Annotated in this window: 18 protein-coding genes; 10 read left to right on the top strand and 8 right to left on the bottom strand. The window is 40.9% G+C overall.

Going from position 1 to position 17539, the window contains the following annotated elements:
• Positions 1–19: 19 nt before the first annotated feature.
• From LQ203_RS19600 to LQ203_RS19585, 4 genes are all read right to left on the bottom strand, one after another.
• Complete coding sequence (locus LQ203_RS19600; RefSeq protein ID WP_230160494.1) at positions 20–262, bottom strand: DUF2164 domain-containing protein; 243 nt, start codon at positions 260–262, stop codon at positions 20–22.
• Between the two features lie 11 nt (positions 263–273).
• Positions 274–792 carry a molybdopterin-guanine dinucleotide biosynthesis protein B gene (gene mobB / locus LQ203_RS19595; protein ID WP_230160492.1) on the bottom strand — a complete coding sequence of 173 codons (519 nt, stop codon included), beginning with the start codon at positions 790–792 and terminating at the stop codon, positions 274–276.
• Positions 780–2045, bottom strand: a complete 1266-nt coding sequence (gene glp / locus LQ203_RS19590; protein ID WP_230160489.1) for a gephyrin-like molybdotransferase Glp — start codon at positions 2043–2045, stop codon at positions 780–782. Before glp ends, mobB begins: the two co-directional genes overlap by 13 nt.
• A 103-nt stretch (positions 2046–2148) precedes the next feature.
• Positions 2149–2373, bottom strand: a complete 225-nt coding sequence (locus LQ203_RS19585) for a DUF1128 domain-containing protein (RefSeq protein WP_053344366.1) — start codon at positions 2371–2373, stop codon at positions 2149–2151.
• 231 nt (positions 2374–2604) lie between these two features.
• Between LQ203_RS19585 and LQ203_RS19580 the strand changes: the two genes are divergently transcribed.
• Together LQ203_RS19580 and LQ203_RS19575 are read left to right on the top strand one after the other, a co-directional pair.
• Entirely contained in the window at positions 2605–3006 is a 402-nt protein-coding gene (locus LQ203_RS19580) for a YtxH domain-containing protein (protein ID WP_230160487.1), read from the top strand.
• Between the two features lie 16 nt (positions 3007–3022).
• Complete coding sequence (locus tag LQ203_RS19575) at positions 3023–3862, top strand: YihY/virulence factor BrkB family protein (RefSeq protein WP_230160485.1); 840 nt, start codon at positions 3023–3025, stop codon at positions 3860–3862.
• 230 nt (positions 3863–4092) lie between these two features.
• On the opposite strand, the gene LQ203_RS19570 is transcribed toward LQ203_RS19575, so the two are convergent.
• Together LQ203_RS19570 and LQ203_RS19565 are read right to left on the bottom strand one after the other, a co-directional pair.
• Complete coding sequence (locus LQ203_RS19570) at positions 4093–6012, bottom strand: heavy metal translocating P-type ATPase (protein ID WP_230160483.1); 1920 nt, start codon at positions 6010–6012, stop codon at positions 4093–4095.
• A 333-nt stretch (positions 6013–6345) separates the two neighbouring features.
• The gene (locus LQ203_RS19565) at positions 6346–7512 is read right to left on the bottom strand and encodes an MFS transporter (RefSeq protein WP_230160481.1); all 1167 of its coding nucleotides are present in this window, start codon (positions 7510–7512) and stop codon (positions 6346–6348) included.
• A gap of 178 nt (positions 7513–7690) precedes the next feature.
• On the opposite strand from LQ203_RS19565, the gene cax reads away from it, so the two are divergent.
• Both cax and LQ203_RS19555 read left to right on the top strand, forming a co-directional pair.
• Positions 7691–8746 (top strand): calcium/proton exchanger, encoded by a 1056-nt coding sequence (cax, locus tag LQ203_RS19560; RefSeq protein ID WP_230160479.1) that lies wholly within the window; start codon positions 7691–7693, stop codon positions 8744–8746.
• A 463-nt stretch (positions 8747–9209) separates the two neighbouring features.
• The gene (locus LQ203_RS19555; RefSeq protein WP_230160477.1) at positions 9210–10022 is read left to right on the top strand and encodes a YfkD famly protein; all 813 of its coding nucleotides are present in this window, start codon (positions 9210–9212) and stop codon (positions 10020–10022) included.
• Positions 10023–10056: 34 nt separating this feature from the next.
• Here LQ203_RS19555 and yfkAB read toward each other — a convergent pair whose 3' ends face one another.
• The gene (yfkAB, locus tag LQ203_RS19550; protein WP_230160475.1) at positions 10057–11184 is read right to left on the bottom strand and encodes a radical SAM/CxCxxxxC motif protein YfkAB; all 1128 of its coding nucleotides are present in this window, start codon (positions 11182–11184) and stop codon (positions 10057–10059) included.
• Between the two features lie 150 nt (positions 11185–11334).
• Between yfkAB and LQ203_RS19545 the strand changes: the two genes are divergently transcribed.
• The gene (locus LQ203_RS19545) at positions 11335–11523 is read left to right on the top strand and encodes an SE1561 family protein (RefSeq protein ID WP_061143624.1); all 189 of its coding nucleotides are present in this window, start codon (positions 11335–11337) and stop codon (positions 11521–11523) included.
• A 313-nt stretch (positions 11524–11836) separates the two neighbouring features.
• The gene (locus tag LQ203_RS19540) at positions 11837–13405 is read left to right on the top strand and encodes a fumarate hydratase (protein WP_290370620.1); all 1569 of its coding nucleotides are present in this window, start codon (positions 11837–11839) and stop codon (positions 13403–13405) included.
• A gap of 48 nt (positions 13406–13453) precedes the next feature.
• Here LQ203_RS19540 and LQ203_RS19535 read toward each other — a convergent pair whose 3' ends face one another.
• The gene (locus LQ203_RS19535) at positions 13454–13591 is read right to left on the bottom strand and encodes a hypothetical protein (protein ID WP_230160473.1); all 138 of its coding nucleotides are present in this window, start codon (positions 13589–13591) and stop codon (positions 13454–13456) included.
• Between the two features lie 111 nt (positions 13592–13702).
• Here LQ203_RS19535 and LQ203_RS19530 point away from each other — a divergent pair, with 111 nt between their 5' ends.
• The 4 genes from LQ203_RS19530 (at position 13703) to rlmD (ending at position 17315) form a co-directional block, all read left to right on the top strand.
• Entirely contained in the window at positions 13703–13888 is a 186-nt protein-coding gene (locus tag LQ203_RS19530) for a hypothetical protein (protein WP_230160471.1), read from the top strand.
• Between the two features lie 260 nt (positions 13889–14148).
• Positions 14149–14925 (top strand): delta-lactam-biosynthetic de-N-acetylase, encoded by a 777-nt coding sequence (pdaA, locus tag LQ203_RS19525; protein ID WP_230160621.1) that lies wholly within the window; start codon positions 14149–14151, stop codon positions 14923–14925.
• A gap of 120 nt (positions 14926–15045) precedes the next feature.
• Positions 15046–15930 (top strand): DNA-3-methyladenine glycosylase, encoded by an 885-nt coding sequence (locus LQ203_RS19520; protein WP_230160470.1) that lies wholly within the window; start codon positions 15046–15048, stop codon positions 15928–15930.
• Entirely contained in the window at positions 15927–17315 is a 1389-nt protein-coding gene (gene rlmD, locus LQ203_RS19515) for a 23S rRNA (uracil(1939)-C(5))-methyltransferase RlmD (RefSeq protein WP_230160468.1), read from the top strand. The genes LQ203_RS19520 and rlmD overlap by 4 nt, the downstream gene beginning before the upstream one ends.
• Positions 17316–17539 lie beyond the last annotated feature (224 nt).

The raw sequence follows: 17539 nt of genomic DNA, 5'->3' as shown, positions 1-17539 counted from the left end.
TATGATGCTGTTTTTTGTCTTAATCAATCGGTCGTTCCAATGAATATAAATCTTCTTCGATGTTCCCTAATCTGTCGTCCATCACTTTTTTAGCATCTTTTATACCTTCGTTATAAATAAAGGGAGCTATGTTTTCGAAAATGAACTGCAAGTGATTTTCAGCAGCGATTTCACCGATTTCCTTTCCGTGTTCCTGATACACATACTCTTGGATACGTTCGATCATCTTGCGTCGTTTTTCTAAGGGAAATTGAATGAACATTGTGTCCTCCTTCATATTTGTTCTAAAAGCCATGAAAAGAATTGATCAGAATTCAAAGGAAAGACGGGTACTAAGGCATGATTTCTGGTTCGTTCCAGGCATTCTGACCAAGCCACCGCTGCTTTGACATTCGTAAGCCGTTCCAATAAGAGGAGGTCACTTTCTTCTTTGATTAGAATGACCTTAGGAAAATCCTCTTGCTTATAGCCTTCTACTAAAATCACATCGGGAGAAAAAAGACCCAATAATTGAATGAGCTCAGTAATAGGGGCTCCAGTCTTGAAATTGCCGAGCAACTCTATTGTTCCATCTCCTTCAACAAGTGAAGCGGCAGCCCCAGCCTGAAAGTGTTTTTGGGAATCCTTCATACCTATGATATCTGGTTTTCCGCCATGTCCATGGTGCTTTAAAACGGCTGTCTCTACTTTTACTGCGCGAAGCTTTTCGATTATATTCGTTATGAATGTCGTTTTTCCTCTATTTTGATAGCCAACCACCTGAAAAATAAAGGGCTTCTTCACCAAGACCATTTGCATCCTTCTTGGTCATCAAGTAGCAGGATGTCCACGATATCTCCCGTTTGAAAACCACGGGTCCCCCCAGGTAAGACGGTTAGTGAATTGGCACCTGCCAAGCTTGTTGTAATATTGGATTTATCCACACCGCTAGGAATTACCTTCAACTGGCCGGATTCGTAAAATAACCGGGTCCGCAGCAAACGTGTGAATGGATTGGGCTTTAAGAAGTCCTCTGCCAATTGTGCCCTCTCTTTTCGTAAATGGGGCTTTTCAGAAAACAGCATAGTTCGGATCATCGGTCTTACAAATAGTTCAAAGCCGACATAGCTGGCGGATGGATTACCGGATAAACCGAATAAAAATTTATTATTATATACCGCTACAGTCGTCACGCTTCCCGGTCGCATGGCCACTTTATTGAATAAGACATCGGCTCCAAGTTTTTTATAAATATCAGGGAGGAGGTCAAAATCACCGACGGAAACGCCGCCTGTTGTAATGAGCAGATCGACTTCCTCCAAGGCAGTTGAAATGGCCTCGTAGCTTAATTCAAATTCGTCCTTAAGCTTTCCATAATAACGGACTTCTCCTCCAGCCCTTCGAATTTGGGCGGAGATGGCATGCGAATTGCTGTTGCGGATCTTCCCGGGCTGCAATGGTTCATTAACATCAAGAAGTTCCGAACCCGTAGCGAATAATCCGATGACAGGCTTTGTGGCAACTGGCACTTCAGCATAACCGAATGTTGCCAGCAAGCCGATGATCCCTGGATTGATCGCCGAGCCTTTTTTTACGAGAATATCTCCTTTCTTTGCGTCCTCACCTTGAAAAGAAACGTTTTCCCCTTCCTTAAGGGACCGTTTAAACGATATGTATTTTCTTCCGTCCTTTTCAAACTCCTTTGTGAGCTCGAGCATAATTACGGCATCACATTCAGCTGGCATCTGAGCGCCAGTCATGATTCTTGCTACTTGGTTTTGTTGTACGGGAATAGTTGATACCATACCCGCGGCAAGCTCTTCAACCACTTCGAACTCTAGTGGATTATTTAAGGACCCTTCAACGGTATCATTGGATTTTAGGGCAAATCCATCATATGGCGATCGGTTAAAATGCGGAACATCATTTGTAGCTGTTATATCCTGAGCCAAAAAACGATCTTGGCTTTCGTCAAGAGGAATCAGCTCCACATGTCCTTTTAGTTGATGTTTCATCACTTTTTCCACTGCTTCTGCGATACTGATAGGTTTTCTTCTTTCCACCATGCGAACAACTCCCTTCTGTTTTTCAACAATAATCTATATAACAAATGTAGCAGATTTTATAAAAAAATGAAAAAATCCTCACCAATATGTGAGGACCTGAATGTTACTTATTACGGAGTCTTCCAAGTTCTTCAGCGATAGCTTCCATTTCACGGACACTGAAATTCGTTTTTTTCATCACCATTTTATAAATATCATGCAGTTCTTCGTACATTTCGATATCAAAATGGGTGGATTTGATTGCACCGAAGTTCATCACTTTTAACTTATCCTTAATTGCTTCAACCATAAACTCGACACTTTCGGCAGTGTTTTGTGTTAAATCCATTTCACTCATCCTTTCATACGTTCCTAAATTATTTTCATCTTTGCATGATTACCCCTAGAAGTCAATGAATATTCAAGTAGAAAACGAAGCATGAGCTCCAATTCACAAGGGTGTCTCCACGTTTTAAAGTGAGAGAGAGTGGGAAAAGATAGGAAAAAACTTTTTAATCCATTGTATAATGGAGATAGCTACCATTATCCATCAACCAATATATGAAGAGGAGGAGAATATATGAGCAACATTCGAGAAGAATATAATTGTGCCAAGAAAAGTAAATTTATGCAAGCAGTTTTATTAGGGGCGTTAGCAGGGGCCGCGGTAAGCCTTTTTGATAAGAACACGCGTGAGTCTTTATTGGAAAACAGCAAAGGTTGCATGAGTAATATGAAGGAATTAGTAAAGAATCCCAATAGGGTACTTTCACAAGTACGTGAAACATCATCAAAAGTCCGTTCCACTGTTGAAAAAATTACCGATGATGTATCCTTCATTTCCCAAAAGGTAGAGGAGATGAAAGATATTCCATCGCAAGTTGCGCAAGTGGTGATGGAGACGAAGGAAGTCTTTGCTTCAGAGGGTCAGGAAGAATCGTCTTCAAGTGATGATCAGAAAGAACGTGTTTCCTTAAATTAGAAAATGGGGTGGAGGTATGGCCAATAAAAAAGAATGGCTGAAAGGCTCATTCTTCAAAACTTTCATAAAACGGTTACAGATGGATGATGTGTCGGGACTAGCTGCACAGCTGGCCTATTTCTTCTTACTTTCGCTGTTTCCGTTACTAATTTTTTTGTTCACTTTATTGGCCTATCTGCCATTTTCCCAAGAAGATATATTAAATACTGTCCGTACATATGCACCTGAAGATTCGATGAAAATCATTGAGGCTAACCTATCGGAAGTGATGGAGGCGAATGGTACTTTATTGTCAATTGGTGTCATAGGAACGATTTGGTCTGCATCGAATGGAATGAATGCAATCATTAAAGCTTTTAACCATGCATATAGTGTAAAAGAAAGTCGAACTTTCTTTATTTCCCGGGGAATGTCGATTCTTCTCACTTTAGCGATGATTTTTGTTTTTATTGTCGTTTTATTGCTTCCGGTATTCGGAAAACAGATTGGAATATTCCTATTTGCCGAAATTGGACAATCCGATGAGTTTCTAACGATTTGGAATAGACTGCGCTGGGTGATTAGTTCGCTTGTATTTTTAATTGTGTTCACGATTCTTTATTGGATAGCGCCCAACAAAAAACTGAAATGCCTAACCGTGCTGCCTGGTTCTGTCTTTGCAACTACAGGATGGTGCCTCGTTTCCTTTTTGTTTTCATTTTATGTGGAGAGATTTGCTAATTATTCCGCGACATATGGAAGCCTTGGAGGGATAATCATATTAATGGTTTGGTTTTATTTATCGGGACTCATCATTATATTGGGCGGGGAAATAAATGCCCTTTTAAGTGAAAAGGAAAATCCAGAATGTGAATGAGCTTCCTGGAGTTCCCGTAATAGCGTATGATCCTGCTGCAGATACTATTTCTGAAAAGACAACTTTTATAGAGGAGGAGTTCTTTCATGAGTAAAAAGGATGGCAGCACAAAGCAAAAAGGAAAAAAAGGTTCGAACCATAAAACATCAGGTTCAGCAAACGGTAAAAACGGATATCACTAAATGAAAGTGCCATAAAAAAAGGGAGCCCTAAGGGCTCCTTTTCCATTTTTAATTTCTCAAAAGTCTTAAGCTGTTCAGTATAACCAGTATTGTGCTTCCTTCGTGGCCAATGACGCCATATGGCAGGTCTAAGAATTGAAGGAAGTTGGATGCTATCAGGATCATGATGACAGAAATTGAGAAAATGACATTTTGTTTAATGATTCGATTCATTTTCTTGGATAATTTAACGGCTTCCGCGATACGAGGCAGGTCATTCTTCATCAAAACAACATCCGCTGTCTCCAAGGCAACATCCGTACCTTCACCCATTGCGATTCCGACAGAAGCAGTTGCCAGAGCAGGTGCATCATTAATGCCATCCCCAACCATTGCTACAGTGCCGAAGTGCTCTTTCATTTTTTTCACTTCATTCACTTTCGTTTCAGGTAGGCATTCGGCAATAAATTCATCAATATGGCTCTCCGCCGCAATCGCTTTAGCCGTTTTTTCACCATCGCCTGTCAGCATGACAGTATGGATGCCCTCATTTTTCAAAGCTTCGATGGCAGCAATCGTTTCTTCACGTACAACATCTTTCAAAGTGAGTATACCGGCAATCCCTTTATCATCTTTTGCATAAACGATCGTCTTTCCTTGTTCTGCCAATGTCAGCGCAACGCCATTTTGGAATCGTTCGGCTTCATTACGACCGACGAAATCAGCTTTACCTACTTGCCAAAGTACACCATTAAAATAAGCTTGAACCCCATGACCTGAGATATCTTCCATGTTATCCGGTTTCATGATGTCCTTTTCCAATTTCGTTTTAGCATAACGTACGATCGATGTTGCCAAAGGGTGGTTTGAATAATTTTCAATGGATGCAATATGAAATAAGAAATCTTCTTCGTTTAAATCTTCGCGGATGATAACATCCGTCACTTCTGGTTTACCTTTTGTCAATGTGCCTGTTTTATCTAAGGCAATTGCCTGCAGGTTACCTAGATTCTCGAGATGGATACCGCCTTTAAATAAAATCCCATGACGTGCACCATTTGAAATGGCTGATAGTGTAGCTGGCATAATAGAGGCCACAAGGGCACAAGGAGAAGCAACAACGAGCAGGATCATCGCTCTGTAGAATGTTTCTGTCCAGCTCCAGCCCAATACGAAATGGGGTACGAACATCATCAAGCCGACAACTGTCAATACGACTTTTACATAAGTCCCTTCAAACCGTTCAATGAACAGCTGAGAAGGGGACTTTTCGCTTTGAGCGGATTGAACGAGAGTGATTATTTTTTGAAATAACGTTTCACTTGCTGGTTTGGTGATTTCCACGGTAATCGTTCCACGAAGATTAACCGTTCCGGCAAAGACTTCATCATCCAGTGATTTACTGACAGGAATGGATTCACCAGTTATGGCCGCTTCATCGATATTGGTGCGTCCGTCTGTGATTTTTCCGTCTGAAGGTACTCTTTCACCTGGTTTCACTAAAATCAGGTCCCCGATATGCAGCTGGGAAACGGATACGGTTTCTTCATATCCGTTAGTGATGCGTAGGGCTTCTTCAGGCTGTAAGTCCATAAGCGCCGAAATTTCTTTATGGCTTTTATTCATCGTATACGTTTCAAGTGCACCGCTTAAAGCGAAGATGAAAATCAATATGGCACCTTCTGTCCAGTATCCAATGATCGCAGAACCAATGGCTGCGAAAATCATTAGCATCTCAACATTCAATTCCCGGTCAGCAATCGTATCTTCTATGCCTTCTTTTGCCTTGGCATATCCGCCAATCAGGAAAGAGGCCAAGTATATGACGATGGAGGTGGACTCCATTCCGGTCTTTGAAAGAGCCCAGCCGAACACTATTAATAAACCGCTGAATAATGCAGCAATAAGTTCTAAATGAGGTTTTACTTTTTCCAACCAAGAGGTTTTGCACGTAGCCGGTTGGGTTAAATGTTTAGTATCTGTAGTCATAAGATTCCCTCCCACATTCTTCTCTATTTTTGTGTAATTGATATAGATTATCATTTGCGCTTCGTATAATTGAGAAAGATAATCAACGTCAAATCTCTGGATAAAATATGAAAGCTGCCATCGTAATTGCGATGACAGCAATGATTTCAGAGGTTTATATACGTGATTTCCTTTTTGCTAATATTATATTACCACATATCCTATTCAAAAATAAAGAAGAATGATTCTAATCTAGGAAAAAATATAAAGTGCCATTTATTTCAATATAAAGGCACTATTGATAAACTCCAACAAATTGAATAATAAATGGGGTTGTTCAGATAATAAACTATACTACATATCTGTTGCAGGCATTTTTTCCTTAAACCGGGCTAATGAAATGAAGACAAGGAAAAGCATGATGCTGATCATATAGAAAAAATTCCCCCCTTGTATATGTTCAATGACCAAGCCACCCAAAAATGGTCCGCCGATGCTTCCGAGACTAAAGAAGATACTGCATAACAAATTTCCTGCAGGTAAAAGATTTCTAGGCAAAAGATCTGCCATATAACTGATTCCTAGCGAGAAAGTCGAACCCAGCATCATTCCGCCAAGCATAAAGCAAATGAAAAGGCCAAGTACTGAGAGGGAATAAATTCCTGCAAGTGTAAATATGATAAATCCTAAAAAAAGGATAATCAGCAAGGTTTTTCTCCTGCCCAAGCGGTCACTGACCATTCCTAGAGGAATCTGTGTAAGCAGAGTACCAGCTGAAAATGCTGGGATGATAATGGATACTGCAGTTAAGTCGATTCCTGATCGCAAGGCGAATACTGGAAAATTGCTGTTCAATGATGCTTCGAGCACGCCAAAGGTGAACGGAAGTAAAAAAGCGACCCAAGCTATGCGGCTCACTTTCGTAAACCTTTTGAGTGTGCCAAGGAATGATGTGTTTTCAGATTCATCCTGTTCAGGAAGCTCATTTCTAATTAGGAACACAGTTAACCAAGTGATCAGGCTAAGTATGGATGTGATGATGAAGGGCAATGACTGATTGATTTCGAGAAGCTTCGTCATCAGCGGGCCAACCATAAAGCCAAGACTGAAAAAAAGGCCATAAATGGCAAGATTCCTTCCGCGCTTTGCTTTAGGTGAAATAGCGGTGATCCATGTCTGAGTAGCAAAGTGAAGCGTATGATCCCCGATGCCAATGAAGAAACGAAGCACGAACCAAAACCAGAATGATTTCCATACAGGAAACAAGGCAAGTGAAAGGATGACTGTCATTCCGCCAAATAATATCAAAGGCTTATATCCATATTTACGGAGTGGTGCTTCCATAAAAGGAGAAATCAACAGAATTCCGATATAAAGGGACGCAGCATGAAAGCCGTTTAAGGAAGAACTGATCCCGTCATTTTCAAAAATGATGGCAATGATGGGTAATAGCATTCCTTGAGAAAAACCTGATATGCCGACCATAAAGATTAAAACACTTATAAGCAATTTTTGATTCATAAATCCATGTCTCCTAAGAATTGTTTACCTTGTTGATGTTACATCCTTGGAAGAGGATTAAGCAATAGAAATTTGGGTAAATATTGACAAGATGAGAAGCAATGATAAAATGTACCTTTGTTAAAGCACGAAGTTTTTGTTACATAAAAGAACATAAAAGATTGTGAGGAGAAGTTTCGTGAATAAAATATTTTTGGGACTTATCGTATTAGGTGTCCCTATATCTGTCATTGGTTCTTTATTGCATTGGCCAAGCGTAATCATGTTCATCGTATATTGCTTAACAATCATTGCGCTAGCGGGCTTCATGGGCCGAGCGACGGAAAGTTTAGCGATTGTTATGGGACCAAGGATTGGCGGGCTTTTGAATGCAACCTTTGGTAATGCAGTCGAATTGATCATATCTATCTTTTCATTGAAAGCGGGGCTGGTGGGTGTCGTATTGGCATCTTTGACTGGTTCGGTTTTAGGAAACTTATTATTGGTGGCAGGACTTTCCTTCTTTATTGGCGGGACCAAATACAAACGGCAGAAATTTAATGTATTCGATGCCAGACATAATGCCGGTCTGTTAATCTTTGCTGTTATTGTAGCCTTCGTTATACCGGAAGTGTTCACACAAAAGATGAGTGCATCAAGCACGATGTCGTTGAGTGTCGGAATTTCCATTATTTTAATCTTATTATATCTTGCTGCATTGTTCTTTAAATTGGTTACTCACCGCGGGGTATATCAGCATACGGAGAAAATAGAGGAGCATGAAAAGGAAGAACCGGAATGGAACAAGAAAAAGGCGATAACAATACTTGCTGTTGCTACTCTGGCTGTTGCGTACGTATCGGAAAAACTTGTCCATACGTTCAATGAAGTGGGGGAAACCTTCGGGTGGACGGAGTTATTCATCGGTGTCATAATCGTAGCGATTGTAGGTAACGCGGCCGAGCATGCTTCCGCTGTCATAATGGCCTATAAAAATAAAATGGATGTAGCTGTTGAGATTGCAGTTGGTTCCACACTTCAAGTAGCGATGTTCGTAGCACCTGTCCTCGTACTGGTTTCGTTAATGTATCCGACACATATGCCGCTTATTTTTACATGGCCAGAGCTGATTTCAATGGTTTCAGCTGTCTTTCTGATGATCATGATATCCAATGACGGGGAAACGAACTGGTTTGAAGGCCTTACACTATTAGCTGCTTACTTCATTATGGGGATTGGTTTTTACTTATTATAAGATTTCCAGACCTTCCGACTCGGAAGGTTTTTTTATATAAATAAAAATGACTCTGCTCAGGTTAGATTTAGCAGAGTCATTTCTATATTAGTAAATTACCATTCATAAGTTAATCCAAAATTTTTCATCATGCTTTTGTAAAAGTTGAGAAATATTCTAGAGTGTCACACCATCCTTTTATATCAAATTTAAGTATAGGCGAATTCGTTTTCTGTCATCCTTGAAAAGGGTGTCATGGATTGTTCGATAAGCATACCTCCTGAAGTTGTAATAGGTATGAACGATCGATTTCGCCTCCTTTTTATAATGTAAATTTATTATAAACGATTTGTATAGAAAAGTAAATATTCTGAACTTTACAAATACATTACAAAATCGACATCGTATTGAAATGTATAGAATGTTGACTAAAAACAAAATCTATAAACAAAATGATTGAACCCTTAAAAAGGAGTGCTACAGCATGAGAAGAATTATTCTTATTACGATGATTGCCCTAATTGCCTTTATTCAGGCGAATGTAAGTTATGCAGCCGATATACCAAGGGATAAAGCAACACCGAATAAGGTGAATATCCCGCCTTCTGTATTGAATATAGCAAAGGAGAATACGTATCCGAACCCGACCCAGGATCTCCCGATGCTGCAGCCGAGTAAGTTTGCCCAACAATTGATTGATTCGTCGGATATAAAAATTGAAAATCCAGAACTCATTCATATGTTGAATGAATCAGCAGTTGCAAAGGCTCCGCTTGCTTTTGGTTACAGAGCGACCATTTATCTTGGCCATTGGGCCTTGAACTATGAGTCATCAGAAACGGCTCCAAACTGGGAATACCAAAAAATCAACATGAATTACTATGATAATCGCGGCGGTGAAGTGCCATATAGGATCCGTTACGTCCAGGAAGGTCAAAAGGCAGTAAGCGGCGGTTTGACAGCGAAAATCCCTAAGTCCGAGGATGTTCAAAAAATGATGCTGTTAAAAGCCACGGAAAAGACCCATTTGCCATTGGCTTTCGAAACGATCATTGGAGCGGGTACCAAAAAAGATGAAGTATACAATGTTGCTTCAAATAGGATCGGTTACTTATCCAGTTATGCTTCCGCCGTCAATGAAAAAGGGAAGGTCACATATGGCGAAGTGTATTTGAACCTAAAAGGTAATAAAAGAACGATTACGATCAAAAACATCACTTCACAAGGCATAGGGGCATGGATACCGGTTCAAGACCATGTTTCCTTCAGCTTTACAGTCTCGCAGCAACCCAGGTAAAATAGAAAAACTCGCCGGATGGGCGAGTTTTTTCTCATATGATCGACTTCCTGATCTTGAAGTCTTCCTTAGGATAGTAAGCATTTTTGACAAGAACATTCGGGCCTAGACATTTTACCGCCGGGCAGTGGCAGTTCAATTCATTGGCAAGTTTTGAATTCATCCATGTGTCATACGATTCGGTCAATGGCCGATCAATGATGTTTCCTAAAGTAGGTGCATCTCCGAAATCTGTCACGATGACTTCCCCGGTGAAAATATTGACGTTCAACCGAGAGCGTCCATCAGGGTCATTCCGAACGGTCACTTTATGTGAACCATAAAGGCGTTTAAGCAGCTCTATATCCTTTTCGTTGTTATTGCAAGGATAGAATGGCAGTGTTCCAAAAAGCATCCATACATTTTCATCACGGATATCAAGCAAATGATGAATCGCTTCACGCATATTCTCCAATGATAACGTTTCAAGTGCCGATGCAAAGTCACTTGGATACATCGGATGAATTTCATGCCTTTGACATCCCATTTCATCGACGATCTGTCTATGGATATGCTCAAGATGCGGCAAGGTACGTTTATTAAGCATCGTTTCTGCGGAAACGAGCACACCAGCTTTTGTAAGGGCAAGTGAATTTTCGATCATTTTATCAAATAATTTCTTTCGCTGTTCCCGGGACGGTTTACGGTCCATCATGGCGAAGCCGATATCAATGAATTCATCGATTGTTCCCCAGTTATGGGAAATGTGTAGGACATCCAAATATGGAATGATTTCCTCATACCGCTCCAAATCAAGGGTCAAATTGGAATTGATCTGTGTCCGAACCCCACGGCTACGGGCATATTTCAATAAAGGCAATACATAATTCTTCACTTGTTTTCTTGATAGCATCGGTTCTCCACCAGTTATACTGAGGGAACGAAGCAGAGGAATCTCATCAAGGCGCTGAATCAGTAATTCAAGAGGAAGGGCATCCGGGTCCTTGGGCTGAAGTGTGTAACCGACAGCACAATGTTCGCAACGCATATTACAAAGGGTGGTGGTGGTGAATTCCACATTGGTCAGACTGAGCTTTCCATATTGTTCAACGTCCATATATGCTTCCCAAGGATCATACTTGGGTGTAATTGGTGTTAAAAGATCTTGCTTGATTATAGCCATATTTATAACTCCTTACGTAATAATGCACTAACCCATTATGAACAATGGGGACAAATATTGTCAAATGGCGGAGAACTGTATTTTTAGCCTGCCATTGCACATTCAAGCGGATTTCGTTACGATGAAAGAAGAACGGAAGGAGAGTGCCTCATGGGAAAATCCATAACAGGTAAAAACGAACAATTAACATACTTAAAAGAACGCCTCACGATGTTCATGGAGGTTCTTGATCATATCGAACCGGAAAATACTGAATTGGAAGATATAGACCGCTTAATAGGCATGTTAGATGATTTGGAAGGTAAGGTTGAACAATTCAAAACGCGCGAAGAAGAATAATATCTGTATCGATAGTATGATTTTTTCCAGGTTAATATTCATGAAGGGATGACGAGCAAATTAGCGTCATCCTTTTTTAGTTAGATAATCATCACCTGTAATAGGTAATGATTGGGAATACTTTTATTCTCAGGGGCCATTCTTGCCGACTTGATCAATTTTAGCCAGATTGCTTTTCACTTTAAGAAAATGAATTACTTGTTTTCGAAAGATTATGTTAGATGTATAATAAAACGGGTGTTGTATCATTCGCTCTTTATAGAGAAGTGGGGAAATGATTAAATCTAGGGGAAATAAGAGGGGGAAGAGAAATTTGGATATTCAAAAATTCCAAGAAAGCATGTACAGTCTAATCGTTGAAACTTCAACGAATCTTCCAAAGGATGTTCGTCGTGCGGTCAAAGGCGCAAAACAACGTGAAAATGCAGGAACTCGTTCTGCGTTGAGCTTGGCTACGATCACGAATAATATTACAATGGCTGACGACAATGTATCGCCGATTTGTCAGGATACTGGTCTGCCGACTTTCAAAATTAAAACTCCAGTTGGCGTGAACCAACTTGAAATAAAAGAAGCAATCCGAAATGCAATCATATTAGCGACTAAAGGCGGAAAGCTTCGTCCAAACGCCGTTGACTCTTTATCGGGTGAAAATAGCGGGGATAACCTTGGGGAAGGTCTTCCTGTCATGAAATTCGATCAATGGGAAAAAGACTATATTGATGTCCGTCTCATCTTAAAAGGCGGCGGCTGTGAAAACAAAAATATCCAATACAGTCTTCCTATGGAACTTGAAGGATTGGGAAAAGCGGGCCGTGATTTGGACGGGATCCGTAAATGTATCCTTCACTCGGTGTACCAAGCTCAAGGACAAGGCTGCAGTGCAGGCTTCATCGGAGTAGGTATCGGAGGGGACCGTTCATCCGGATATGATCTGGCAAAGGCTCAACTTTTCCGCAGTAATGAAGATGTGAATCCGAATGAGGATCTTCGTAAACTTGAAGATTACATCATGGAGACAGCCAATGAATTGGGAATCGGCACGATGGGCTTTGGCGGGGAAACCACGCTGCTTGGCTGTAAAATCGGTGTCATGCACCGTATCCCGGCAAGCTTTTTCGTATCCGTTGCATACAACTGCTGGGCTTTCCGTCGTTTAGGAGTGAAAGTGAATCCAGAAACAGGCGATATCAATGAATGGCTATATCAAGATGGTGAGAAAATCGACTTTGCTCTAGAAGCAGAAAAAGCCGCAAAGGAAGAAGTGGCAGCAGCTGTAGAAACAGACGTTGAAGCTTCCCGTGAAATCACCCTGCAAGCACCGATTACGGAAGAACAAATCCGTGAATTGAAAGTTGGGGACGTAGTCCATATTAACGGTAGAATGTATACCGGCCGTGACGCAATTCACAAGCACTTATCTGAAAACCCAGCACCAATCGACCTTGATGGACAAATCATCTATCACTGTGGACCAGTTATGCTGAAGGACGAAGAAGGTAAATGGCATGTGAAGGCTGCGGGACCGACAACAAGTATTCGTGAAGAACCGTACCAAGGCGATATCATGAAACGATTTGGTATCCGTGCAGTTATCGGTAAAGGCGGAATGGGGCCAAAAACACTAGAAGCCCTTAGCGAACACGGTGGCGTTTATCTAAACGCGATCGGCGGAGCTGCTCAATATTATGCAGACTGCATTAAATCAGTCGAGGGTGTAAACTTCACTGAATTTGGTATTCCAGAAGCAATGTGGCATCTGAACGTTGAAGGATTTACTGCTGTGGTTACCATGGATTCACATGGAAACAGCCTGCATAAAGATGTTCAGCAATCTTCATTGGAAAAACTTGCTCAATTCAAAGAGCCTGTATTTAAATAATAGAATGGAAAAAGACGCTCACCAATCGGTTGAGCGTCTTTTTTATCCTCAATCCTCTATATCCGGCAATGGATCAATCCTTGATGAATCCTCTAAATTCAATCCACTTTTTACAAAATGAACAAACACTCCTGCACCTAAACCAAGACAACCAATAAAACCTATGGTTATTATCCATTCCAGCATCGTATTCGCCCCCTTGCTAATGTATATGAAAAAAAAGGCGATAATTACCTCAAAAAAGTACAATCTTTTGGAACCCTCGCACATACATTAGAAGAGAAAGGGGGGATTTTCATGCAGAATAGCTATTTCTTATTCTTTATTGCCATGTTATCCGGTTTTGCTTTCATCCAACTTCCTGTAGCAAACACGATCTTCTCCGGTCTTGAAACTTTCCTAGACGTAGTCGGAATTGTAATCGTTATCATTTTCGCAATCGTCATTGTTTGGAAGGCGGCACAAGCGCTATTTAAAGGATAAAATAACATGGGGGGCCAATCCTTTTCGGAGGAAAGGCCCTTTTTTGCGTGGTGAATCAGGTTTGTATGTTGGATTCCACGCAGGTGGGAATCATTCGGCCATGAGCGGAAGGAATTCGACCTTCGGGCCAATAAATCGACCTAAAGCGAGAGGAATTCGACCTTCAAGCCAAATATCCGACCTTCACAATATCATGCATATAAATCTACATGTTCCAAACACTAAGAAAAATGGACATGGGGGATATTCCAATGAAAAAAATGGTGATTTTATCAGCTTTCATATGCTTGATCTGCTCTTTGGCAAGCCCGGCTTGGGCGGAGTCCTATAACTGGGGTTTCAATAAAGGGAAAAATGGGACACCAGCCGATGCTGGAAAAAACTTCAATGAGATGCTGCCTAAATATGATGCGATTTATAAAGGTGATACGAAGAAAAAAGCTATCTATTTAACGTTTGATAACGGTTATGAAAATGGCTATACAGCACAAATTCTAGATGTTCTGAAGAAACATAAGGCTCCTGGAGCTTTTTTCATCACGGGTCATTACTTAAAAACGGCACCAGAGCTTGTTGTCCGTATGGCGAATGAGGGACATATCGTAGGGAACCATTCATGGAACCATCCTGATATGACCAGTGTAACGGACGATGTCATTCGCACCGAGCTGGAGCGGGTTAAAAAAGCTACGGAGAAATTAACTGGGCAACAGGGGATGAATTACTTAAGGCCGCCCCGTGGGGTATTTAATGAAAGAACCATGGAGGTCGCAAAAGAAGAGGGATATTACCACATCTTCTGGTCACTCGCCTATAAAGACTGGATCGTTGACCAACAAAGGGGTGCTGCGTTCGCTCATGATGAAGTGCTTAAGCAGATTCATCCCGGCGCAATTTTATTACTGCATACCGTATCAAAAGATAACGCGGAGGCAATGGACTCGATTTTGACGGATCTTGAAAAACAGGGGTACACATTCAGGAGCCTTGATGATTTAATGATTGAAAAACAATTGCCAAACCGAATGCTTTATTAATAAAAGGCGGGTCCTGCAGGGAAAATACAGGTCCCGCTTTTTTCCATTCTCCTCAATTTCAAGTAATATTTCAGGAAACATGCTATAATACGTGGAAAACTGCTAAAGGATGGATCGCTTGTGTGGACAGAAAAATTACTGGTCCAAGGACCATATAATTTCGATCTAGTTCTCGAACGATTATCGTTAGACCCACTTCAGGTAGTTGATTTTACTAACAGGACGGTAAAAGTTCCGCTATATATAGAAAAAGAACCTATCGTTTTGCAGGTTCAAGCGATTGGGAATATCGAAGAACCAGCTTTTATCATTAAAGGCCATTCGGAGGCGTACAAGTCTAAAGCAATCGAACAGTTAAAAAAGGTTTTTCATTGGCATCAACCGTTAGAAGGGGTTTCCCAGCATTTCCGGGAATCCGATTTACAGGAAATCTTCGAAGAGCACCGCGGTACAGCCATAGTCTTGGATTTCGATTATTACAGTTGCCTCGTCAAATGCATTATACATCAGCAGTTAAACTTATCTTTTGCGCATACGCTCACAGAAAGATTCGTAAAAACATTCGGCTATCAGATAGATGGGGCATGGTTTTATCCAACACCGGAAACAACCGCCCAACTAAGAATTGAGCAATTAAGGGCCATTCAATTCAGTGGCAGGAAAGCAGAATATGTGATCGGACTTTCCGAGCAAATCATTCAAGGCCATCTTAATCTTGATTTAATGGCTAACCTATCCGATCAAGAGGTTATGGATACACTAATAAAAATACGCGGAATCGGCAGATGGACGGCTGAAAACTTCCTGCTTTTTGGACTCGGACGGCCGAACCTTTTTCCAAAAGCCGATATTGGCATTCAAAATGCCTTGAAAATACTATATGGCCTACCGCAAAAGCCAACCCAAGAAGAAATGGAAACCTATAGTGTTAAATGGGCTCCATATCTAAGCTACGCTTCCCTCTATTTGTGGAGAAGCATCGAAAAACGGAGTGAAAAGAAATGACAAACATTCAAGATACAAAACTAGAAGTGAACCAAACCCTTCCACTGACCATTAAACGGCTAGGCATTAACGGAGAGGGAGTCGGATATTTCAAAAAGAAAGTCGTCTTCGTCCCGGGAGCCTTACCAGGTGAAGAAATTGTAGCATTGGTCACAAAGGTACAGCCAAACTTCACCGAGGCGAAAATTAAAACCATCCGGAAAGAATCACCGCACCGAATTGCAGCACCATGTCCGGTTTACGCAGAATGCGGTGGCTGTCAGTTACAGCATTTAAGCTATAACCAGCAGCTTGTTGAAAAACGCGATATCGTCATTCAAGCAATGGAACGTCATTCGAATTTCCCGGTTTCTTCATTAAATATACAAGAAACGATCGGTATGGAAGATCCTTGGAATTACCGCAATAAAAGTCAGTACCAAGTCGGACAAAAAGATGGTAAATTGATTGCTGGCCTTTATGGATTGAATTCCCATACACTGATCGATATCCCGAACTGCCTTGTACAGCATAAGGCAACAAATAAGGTTACACGTACAGTGAAAAAGATCCTGAAGAACCTGAACATCTCGATTTATAACGAAAGAAAAAGAAAAGGTGTAATCCGTACAGTCATCACACGGGTAGGGTTTGAAACAGGCGAAGTGCAGGTTGTCCTTGTTACAGGAGCAGAGGAAATTCCACAAAAAGATCAGCTGCTTAAACAAATACGTGACCAACTGCCTGAAGTGAAATCAGTCGTTCAAAATATTAACAACCAAAACACGTCGCTTATCTTTGGCGAAAAAACGATTCACCTGGCAGGCGAAAAAGTCATCAACGAAACATTGGGTGACCTTTCATATGAGCTTTCAGCCCGTACATTCTTCCAGCTTAACCCGGTCCAAACTGTTCGCTTATATGATGAAGTGAAAAAAGCAGCAGCTTTAACCGGCAAGGAAAAGGTCGTTGACGCTTATTGCGGCGTTGGAACCATTGGACTATGGCTGTCTGAAAATGCCAAGGAAGTCAGAGGAATGGACGTTATTAAAGAATCGATTGAGGACGCCAAGAAAAATGCAAAAAAACATAATCGCAAAAATGTATACTATGAAACAGGCAAAGCCGAGAATATCCTTCCACGCTGGACGAAAGAAGGCTGGAAACCGGACGTTCTGGTCGTCGACCCGCCAAGATCTGGCTGTGACCAATCCTTACTTCAGACAATCTTGAAAGTTAAACCAAAAACCATTGTGTACGTATCTTGCAATCCGTCTACATTGGCGAAGGACCTTCAAGATTTGAGCGCATTATACGAAGTAGAATCCATGCAGCCTGTGGATATGTTCCCGCAGACGAGCCATGTGGAGTGTGTCTCTCAACTCATTTTAAAAGAAGGCAACTAACCCTATACGGGAGTTGCCTTTTCCTTATTTTATTTGTAACAGATTAACAAATTTATATTGATATGAATATCGCCAGTTGAAGTACAAGTAATCTTTTCAACTAATGAATGGAGAATTTGTGGTGTTAAATTATTTAGTATTAAGATTTCCTTTAACTTTTTACCAATAGTTTTTCACAAATTATAAATGTCCAAATGTACTTGTGTTTGATAATAAGTTATTAA

The sequence above is a fragment of the Peribacillus sp. Bi96 genome, from assembly GCF_918698115.1.
Lineage (GTDB): Bacteria > Bacillota > Bacilli > Bacillales > DSM-1321 > Peribacillus.
The sequence above is the reverse complement of the archived record's forward strand: the minus strand, read 5'-3'. Positions and strand labels throughout refer to the sequence as shown.

What these genes read in the sequence shown, in the direction of transcription:
- LQ203_RS19600 (WP_230160494.1), bottom strand. Translation starts at nt 262, where the DNA reads ATGTTCATTCAATTTCCCTTAGAAAAACGACGCAAGATGATCGAACGT.
- mobB (WP_230160492.1), bottom strand. Translation starts at nt 792, where the DNA reads ATGGTCTTGGTGAAGAAGCCCTTTATTTTTCAGGTGGTTGGCTATCAA.
- glp (WP_230160489.1), bottom strand. Translation starts at nt 2,045, where the DNA reads ATGGTGGAAAGAAGAAAACCTATCAGTATCGCAGAAGCAGTGGAAAAA.
- LQ203_RS19585 (WP_053344366.1), bottom strand. Translation starts at nt 2,373, where the DNA reads ATGGATTTAACACAAAACACTGCCGAAAGTGTCGAGTTTATGGTTGAA.
- LQ203_RS19580 (WP_230160487.1), top strand. Translation starts at nt 2,605, where the DNA reads ATGAGCAACATTCGAGAAGAATATAATTGTGCCAAGAAAAGTAAATTT.
- LQ203_RS19575 (WP_230160485.1), top strand. Translation starts at nt 3,023, where the DNA reads ATGGCCAATAAAAAAGAATGGCTGAAAGGCTCATTCTTCAAAACTTTC.
- LQ203_RS19570 (WP_230160483.1), bottom strand. Translation starts at nt 6,012, where the DNA reads ATGACTACAGATACTAAACATTTAACCCAACCGGCTACGTGCAAAACC.
- LQ203_RS19565 (WP_230160481.1), bottom strand. Translation starts at nt 7,512, where the DNA reads ATGAATCAAAAATTGCTTATAAGTGTTTTAATCTTTATGGTCGGCATA.
- LQ203_RS19555 (WP_230160477.1), top strand. Translation starts at nt 9,210, where the DNA reads ATGAGAAGAATTATTCTTATTACGATGATTGCCCTAATTGCCTTTATT.
- yfkAB (WP_230160475.1), bottom strand. Translation starts at nt 11,184, where the DNA reads ATGGCTATAATCAAGCAAGATCTTTTAACACCAATTACACCCAAGTAT.
- LQ203_RS19545 (WP_061143624.1), top strand. Translation starts at nt 11,335, where the DNA reads ATGGGAAAATCCATAACAGGTAAAAACGAACAATTAACATACTTAAAA.
- LQ203_RS19535 (WP_230160473.1), bottom strand. Translation starts at nt 13,591, where the DNA reads ATGCTGGAATGGATAATAACCATAGGTTTTATTGGTTGTCTTGGTTTA.
- LQ203_RS19530 (WP_230160471.1), top strand. Translation starts at nt 13,703, where the DNA reads ATGCAGAATAGCTATTTCTTATTCTTTATTGCCATGTTATCCGGTTTT.
- pdaA (WP_230160621.1), top strand. Translation starts at nt 14,149, where the DNA reads ATGGTGATTTTATCAGCTTTCATATGCTTGATCTGCTCTTTGGCAAGC.
- rlmD (WP_230160468.1), top strand. Translation starts at nt 15,927, where the DNA reads ATGACAAACATTCAAGATACAAAACTAGAAGTGAACCAAACCCTTCCA.